Source organism: Streptomyces sp. MS06, from assembly GCF_047200655.1.
Classification (GTDB): domain Bacteria; phylum Actinomycetota; class Actinomycetes; order Streptomycetales; family Streptomycetaceae; genus Streptomyces.
Window position 1 is genome coordinate 24,017 of sequence record NZ_JBJZOJ010000080.1, and the last position, 6,347, is coordinate 30,363.

At 74.0% G+C, this 6,347-nt stretch carries 5 protein-coding genes; 3 read left to right on the top strand and 2 right to left on the bottom strand.

The window, feature by feature from the left end:
- Window positions 1–98 precede the first annotated feature (98 nt).
- Window positions 99–782: an alpha/beta fold hydrolase gene (locus ACL02U_RS29900; protein ID WP_412794111.1), complete on the top strand. Its 684-nt coding sequence runs from the start codon at window positions 99–101 to the stop codon at window positions 780–782.
- 136 nt (window positions 783–918) lie between these two features.
- Here the strand turns inward: ACL02U_RS29900 and ACL02U_RS29905 are convergent, their stop codons facing one another.
- Entirely contained in the window at window positions 919–2,556 is a 1,638-nt protein-coding gene (locus ACL02U_RS29905; RefSeq protein ID WP_412794112.1) for an ABC-F family ATP-binding cassette domain-containing protein, read from the bottom strand.
- 124 nt (window positions 2,557–2,680) lie between these two features.
- Between ACL02U_RS29905 and ACL02U_RS29910 the strand changes: the two genes are divergently transcribed.
- Complete coding sequence (locus ACL02U_RS29910; protein WP_412794113.1) at window positions 2,681–3,634, top strand: FAD-dependent oxidoreductase; 954 nt, start codon at window positions 2,681–2,683, stop codon at window positions 3,632–3,634.
- Between the two features lie 124 nt (window positions 3,635–3,758).
- Window positions 3,759–5,249, top strand: a complete 1,491-nt coding sequence (locus tag ACL02U_RS29915; RefSeq protein ID WP_412794114.1) for a M1 family metallopeptidase — start codon at window positions 3,759–3,761, stop codon at window positions 5,247–5,249.
- Window positions 5,250–5,613: 364 nt separating this feature from the next.
- Here the strand turns inward: ACL02U_RS29915 and ACL02U_RS29920 are convergent, their stop codons facing one another.
- Window positions 5,614–6,189, bottom strand: a complete 576-nt coding sequence (locus ACL02U_RS29920) for a GNAT family N-acetyltransferase (RefSeq protein ID WP_412794115.1) — start codon at window positions 6,187–6,189, stop codon at window positions 5,614–5,616.
- Window positions 6,190–6,347: the final 158 nt, after the last annotated feature.

Sequence of the window (6,347 nt, forward strand, 5' to 3'; positions counted from 1 at the left end):
CACCGCACCCGGTGTGCGCACTCCGACCGGAGCCCGATGTCAGAGCCTCCCGATAGCGTGCCGGCACCCAGATGCGACGCCTTTACGGGAGAACGACCGTGGACATCCTGCTCATCGCCGGCCTGTGGCTCGACGGATCCGCCTGGGACGAGGTGGTGCCCGAACTCACCGCGCTCGGCCACCGTCCCGTGCCGCTCACCCTCCCGGGCCAGGGTGACGGCCGCACCTCCGCAACGCTTGACGATCAGTTGGAAGCGGTGCTTGCCGCGGTCGACGCGGCAAGCGGAAAGCCGCTGGTGGTGGGGCACTCCGCGGCATCGACCCTGGCCTGGCTGGCCGCCGACGCGCGACCGGGGAAGGTGGCCAAGGTCGCCCTGATCGGTGGCTTCCCCGCCGCCGACGGGGAGACCTACGCCGATTTCTTCACGATCGAGAACGGCGCCATGCCCTTCCCGGGCTGGGCTCCCTTCGAGGGCCCGGACTCCGCCGACCTGGACCAGCAGGCCCGGGACCGCTTCGCGTCGGCCGCCGTTCGCGTCCCGGAGGGGGTTGCCAAGGGGGTCGTACGCCTGACCGACGAGCGCCGCTTGGACATCCCGGTCGTGCTGGTCTGCCCCGAGTTCACCCCGGCCCAGGCCAAGGAGTGCATCACCCCCCGCGGCTGCCCCGAGCTCGCCCGCGCCGCCCACCTGACCTACGTGGACCTCGACTCGGGCCACTGGCCGATGGCCACCCGGCCCCGCGCACTGGCGCGCCTCCTGGCGGAGGCCGCCGACTCCTAGGGGTGTTCCGAGAGTCCCGTGCGGTGCCGCCGGGTGCGCCCGTGCGGTGCCGCCGGGTGCGCCCGTACGGGCGGCCGGGGCCGGGATCGACACGCCCCCACCGGGCCGACGTTCACGGCCGGCGCACCCGCGCTCGCTAGCGTTCGCCGACCTTGCCGTCGGCGACCTCCAGGCGGCGGGTGACGCGGACCGCGTCGAGCATGCGCCGGTCGTGCGTCACGAGGAGCAGAGTGCCCGTGTAGGCGTCGAGCGCGGACTCCAGTTGCTCGATCGCCGGAAGGTCGAGGTGGTTGGTCGGCTCGTCCAGGACGAGCAGGTTGACGCCGCGGCCCTGGAGCAGGGCGAGGGCGGCGCGGGTGCGTTCCCCGGGCGACAGGGTCGCCGCCTGGCGCATCACGTGGTCCGCTCTGAGCCCGAACTTGGCGAGCAGGGTGCGCACCTCGACCGGCTCGGTGTCCGGGACAGCCGCACGGAAGGCGTCCAGCAGGGCTTCCGAACCGTGGAACAGGGCGCGGGCCTGGTCGACCTCGCCGACACGCACCCCCGAGCCGAGGGCGGCGTGCCCCGCGGCCAGCGGCACTCGGCCCAGCAGAGCGCCGAGGAGGGTCGACTTGCCCGCGCCGTTCGCCCCGGTGAGGGCGACCCGGTCGGCCCAGTCGATCTGCAGGGACACCGGACCGAGAGTGAAGCCGCCGCGTCGCACCTCGGCCTCGCGCAGGGTGGCCGCCACCGTGCCGGATCGCGGGGCGGCCGCGATCTCCATGCGCAGCTCCCACTCCTTGCGCGGTTCCTCGACGACGTCGAGGCGTTCGATCAGGCGTTGCGTCTGGCGGGCCTTGGCGGCCTGCTTCTCGCTCGCCTCGCTGCGGAACTTGCGGCCGATCTTGTCGTTGTCGCCGGCCTTGCGGCGGGCGTTCCTGACGCCCTTGTCCATCCAGGAGCGCTGCGTGCGGGCGCGTTCCTCCAGCGCCTCCCGCTTGCCGGCGTACTCCTCGTACTCCTCCCGGGCGTGCCGGCGGGCCACCGCCCGCTCCTCCAGATAGGCGCGGTAGCCGCCGCCGTACAGGTTGACCTGCCGCTGCGCCAGGTCGAGTTCGAGTACCGCGGTGGTGGTGCGGGTGAGGAACTCGCGGTCGTGGCTGACGAGGACGGTGCCGGCCCGCAGGCCGGTGACGAAGCGCTCCAGGCGTTCCAGGCCGTCCAGGTCGAGGTCGTTGGTGGGCTCGTCGAGCAGGAACACGTCGTAGCGGGACAGCAGGAGGGAGGCGAGTCCCGCGCGGGCGGCCTGGCCCCCGGACAGGGACGTCATCGGCTGGTCCAGGCCGACGGCGAGGCCGAGGGAGTCGGCGGTCTCCTCCGCGCGCTCCTCCAGGTCGGCACCGCCGAGCCCGAGCCAGCGCTCCAGGCTCGCCGCGTAGGCGTCGTCGGCGCCCGGCGACCCGTCGACGAGTGCCTGCGTGGCCTCGTCCATCGCCCGCTGGGCCGCCGCGACGCCGGTGCGGCGGGCGAGGAACGCCCGCACCGTCTCCCCGGGCCGTCGCTCCGGTTCCTGGGGCAGGTGGCCGACGGCGGCCGTCGGCGGGGAGAACCTCAGCTCGCCCTGTTCCGGTGGGGTGAGCCCGGCGAGCATCGCGAGCAGGGTGGACTTTCCGGCACCGTTGGCGCCGACCAGCCCGATCACGTCGCCGGGCGCGACGACCAGGTCGAGGTCGGAGAACAGGGTGCGGTCACCGTGCCCGGCGGCGAGGTTCTTGGCGACGAGGGTGGCAGTCATCAGGGCGCCGATCCTAACGGCCGCCGGATCCGCGCGGCCCGTCGGCGTGGCGCGCGGCGCGTTCCGGCTGCGGGGGTGCGCGGGGGTGTGCCCGCGCGCCGCGCGATCCGCTACGGTCCGGCGGGTGGAGAACGCTGCGAGGGACGAAGTGATCGTGGTCGGCGGCGGGGTCGCGGGCCTGACGACGGCCGTGGTGCTCGCCGAGCGCGGGCGCCGGGTGCGGCTGTGGACGCGGGAACCGGCCGAGCGGACCACCTCGGCCGTCGCGGGCGCGCTGTGGTGGCCGTACCACATCGAGCCGCTCGCCGCGGCGCGGGCCTGGGCGCTGCGCTCCCTGGACGTGTACGAGGCGCTCGCCGGGGAGCCGGAGGCCACCGGCGTCCGCATGGTGGAGGGCGTGCTCGGCGAGACGGGGTGGGACGAGGTCGCCGGGTGGGCGTCGGCGCGGTTGCCGGGACTGCGGGCGGCGACGGCGCGGGAGTACCCAGGTGCGGGCCTGTGGGCGCGGCTGCCACTGGTCGACATGTCGGTCCATCTGCCCTGGCTGCGGGAGCGGTTGTCCCGGGCCGGCGGAGTGGTCGAGGAGCGCGGTGTGTCCGCGCTCGCGCAGGTGCCGGCAGCCGTGGTCGTCAACTGCACGGGCCTGGGCGCCCGGGAGCTGGTGCCGGATCCGGCGGTGCGGCCGGTGCGCGGGCAGCTGGTGGTCGTGGAGAACCCGGGGGTGCGCACCTGGCTGGTGTCGACCGCCGAGGACGGCGCCATGGCCTACCTGTTCCCGCAGCCGGGGCGGCTGCTGCTGGGCGGCACCGCCGAGGACGGTGTGTGGTCGACGGAGCCGGACCCCGCGGAGGCGGAGGCGATCGTCCGCCGGTGCGCCGTGCTGCGGCCGGAGGTCGCGGGGGCGCGGGTGCTGGAGCACCGTGTCGGGCTGCGGCCGGTGCGCGACGCCGTCCGGCTGGAGCGGGAGGCGCTGCCGGACGGGCGGACGGTGGTGCACAACTACGGGCACGGCGGGGCGGGTGTCACCGTGGCCTGGGGGTGCGCGGAGGAGGCCGCCGCGCTGGCGGGCACTGGCTGAACACGTCCGGAACCCGGTGTGGCCGAATGGCGGCCGTGCGACGGGGGGTGCCGTGGACAGGCTCGGGGCTCCGGGTCTCAATGGGTGCGAACGGACCACGGGCCCCTACCTTCTTGGAGCTTTCGTGCACCCCAGGACTTTCGCACCGGGCGTTCTCGCAGCCGCCTCGCTGATGCTGGCGATCCCGGCGTCGGCCGCGAGCGGGACCCCCGGTGCTCCGGGCATCGGCGACCCCTACCACCCGGACTACGGGAACGGCGGCTACGACGTCTCCCACTACGACCTGCGGCTGAAGTACCAGCCGCGGACGGACGAGTTGGCGGGTACGGCGACGATCCTGGCGCGGACCACTCAGGACCTGTCGCGCTTCGATCTGGACTTCCTGCTGGACGTCGGCGAGGTACGGGTGAACGGCGCCCGGGCATCCTTCACGAGGAGCGGCGAGCACGAGCTGGTGGTCACGCCGCGTCGCCGGCTGGCCGCGGGCTCCGCGTTCACCGTGGTCGTCCGCTACCGCGGAGTGCCGTCCGCCAAGAGCGCCTACGGCTTCACCACCTGGCACCGCACCGCGGACGGGGCCGTGGCAGCGGACGAGCCGGAGGCGGCCTGGTGGTGGTTCCCCAGCAACGACCATCCGCTCGACAAGGCGACGTACGACATCTCGGTGGCCGTGCCGGACGGTACCCAGGCGGTCTCCAACGGCACGCTCACCTCGAAGCGTTCCCGGCTGGGCTGGACGCGCTACACCTGGCGCGAGGACAAGCCGCAGGCCACGTACCTCGCCACGCTGGCCATCGGCAAGTTCGACATCACGACGAGCACCTCCGAGGGCGGGGTCCCCGTGGTCAACGCCTACAGCAGGAGCCTCGGCGCCGACGCCGGGGCGGCCCGGGCGAGCGTGGAGCGCACCGGGGAGCTCGTCGACTGGCTCAGCGGCTACTTCGGGCCCTATCCCTTCGGTTCGGCGGGCGGCTACGTGCCCGACACCACCACCGGTTTCGCGCTGGAGACGCAGACCCGCGTCTACTACAGCCCCCGCCAGTTCGCGAACGGCGCCAACACCTCCGTGGTCGTGCACGAACTGGCGCACCAGTGGTACGGCGACAGCGTGTCCCTGAAGGGCTGGAAGGACATCTGGATCAACGAGGGCTTCGCCCGGTACGCGCAGTGGCTGTGGTCGGAGCACGAGGGAGAGGGGACCGCGCAGGAACTCGCCGACTGGGTGTACGCCTCGCACCCGGCCGGCGACCCGTTCTGGACGGTGAAGCCCGGCGACCCCGGGCCCGACCACCAGTTCGACATCGCGGTGTACGACCGGGGCGCGCTGGCGCTGCAGGCGCTGCGTGACCGGATCGGTGACGACGCCTACTTCGCCGTCCTGCGGGGCTGGCCGAGCGAGCACGCCTACGGCAACGCCTCGGTGGCCGACTTCGAGCGGTACGCCGAGCAGGTGTCCGGCGAGCCGCTGGCCGCGCTGTTCGACGCCTGGCTGTTCCAGCCGTCGAAGCCGGACGCTCCGGCGGGCCGGGCCGCCTCCCCGGCGAGGGGGACGGTGGCGCCCGCACCGCCGCGTTCGTGGAAGGAGATCGAGGCGACGAACGACCTGCACGGATAGCGGAGCCCCGCCGGCGCGAGCCGTTTCGCCCGGTTCCGCGCCACCCGCGCAACCGGCCCCGCCGGAGTGATCCGGTGGCGCCGGGTGCACTGCCCGTCGCCTGGGAGCGTGGGTCGGCAATGGCCCAGCCGACGATCGGTTGTGGATCGGCTGATGGCCGGTCGCGGCCGTTCGTCCGGGCCCGGTGCCGCAGTGGTGGGCTCGGTGGGCCGTTGTTCGGGGGGGCTCCGGCCGGGCCGTCAGGCTCGGGCAGCGAGCAGCCCGGCGTTTCCGGCGTGCTGGAAGATCTCGCGGAGGTTGTGGCAGGCCGCCTGCCAGGAGTCGCCATTCGCCACGGGCCCCGTTCTCACCGCGCAGCGGCAGTTCACGGCCACCTGCCTGGTTGTCCGCCAATGTCCGCGGCCAGCGCCGCGTAGATGTACTCGCTGCCCCAGCGATCCCCGTCGAGGTCGTTCTCGACCAGGTGCGCCTCCCGGCGCATCCCGAGGCGCTCACAGACCCGCACGGACCCGGTGTTCTCCACATCCAGCCGTGCGTAGAGCCGGTGCACGCCCAGCCTGTCGAAGGCGAACCCGGCCAGCGCCACGGCCGCCTCGGTCGCATAGCCGTGCCCCTGGTGGCGCGGGTCGAGAGTCCAGCCGATCTCGGCCTGGGCCGCGCGGGCATCGGCCAGGGTGAGCGTCACCTCGCCGAGGACACGGGGCTCGTCGCGCCGGCACACGGCAAGCGCCAGCTTGTCCCCGTCGGCGCACCAGACCGAGTGCGCCGCGCGCTCGGCCGCGACCTGCTCGCTGCGCTCCCGCGTGTGCGCCGGCCGGTACAGGTAGCGTGCCACACTCGGCAGGCTCTGGTAGGCGTACAGGTCGTCGGCGTCGCCGGGAGTGAACAGACGCAGCGACAACCGGGGCGTGGTCATCGGCAGCAGCGGGGCGATGTCCACGCGGACCTCCGGGACGCGGTTCTGGATCAGGATGCGGAACTGATCGTCGCATCACGGCTGACAGGCGGCCACGCCTTTTCGGGTACGGCTCGGGACGGGACGTCGGGGTCGGTTCGCCGCGGCCGCGGGGGCGGCGGGCCGTGGGCGCCCTGCCGGAC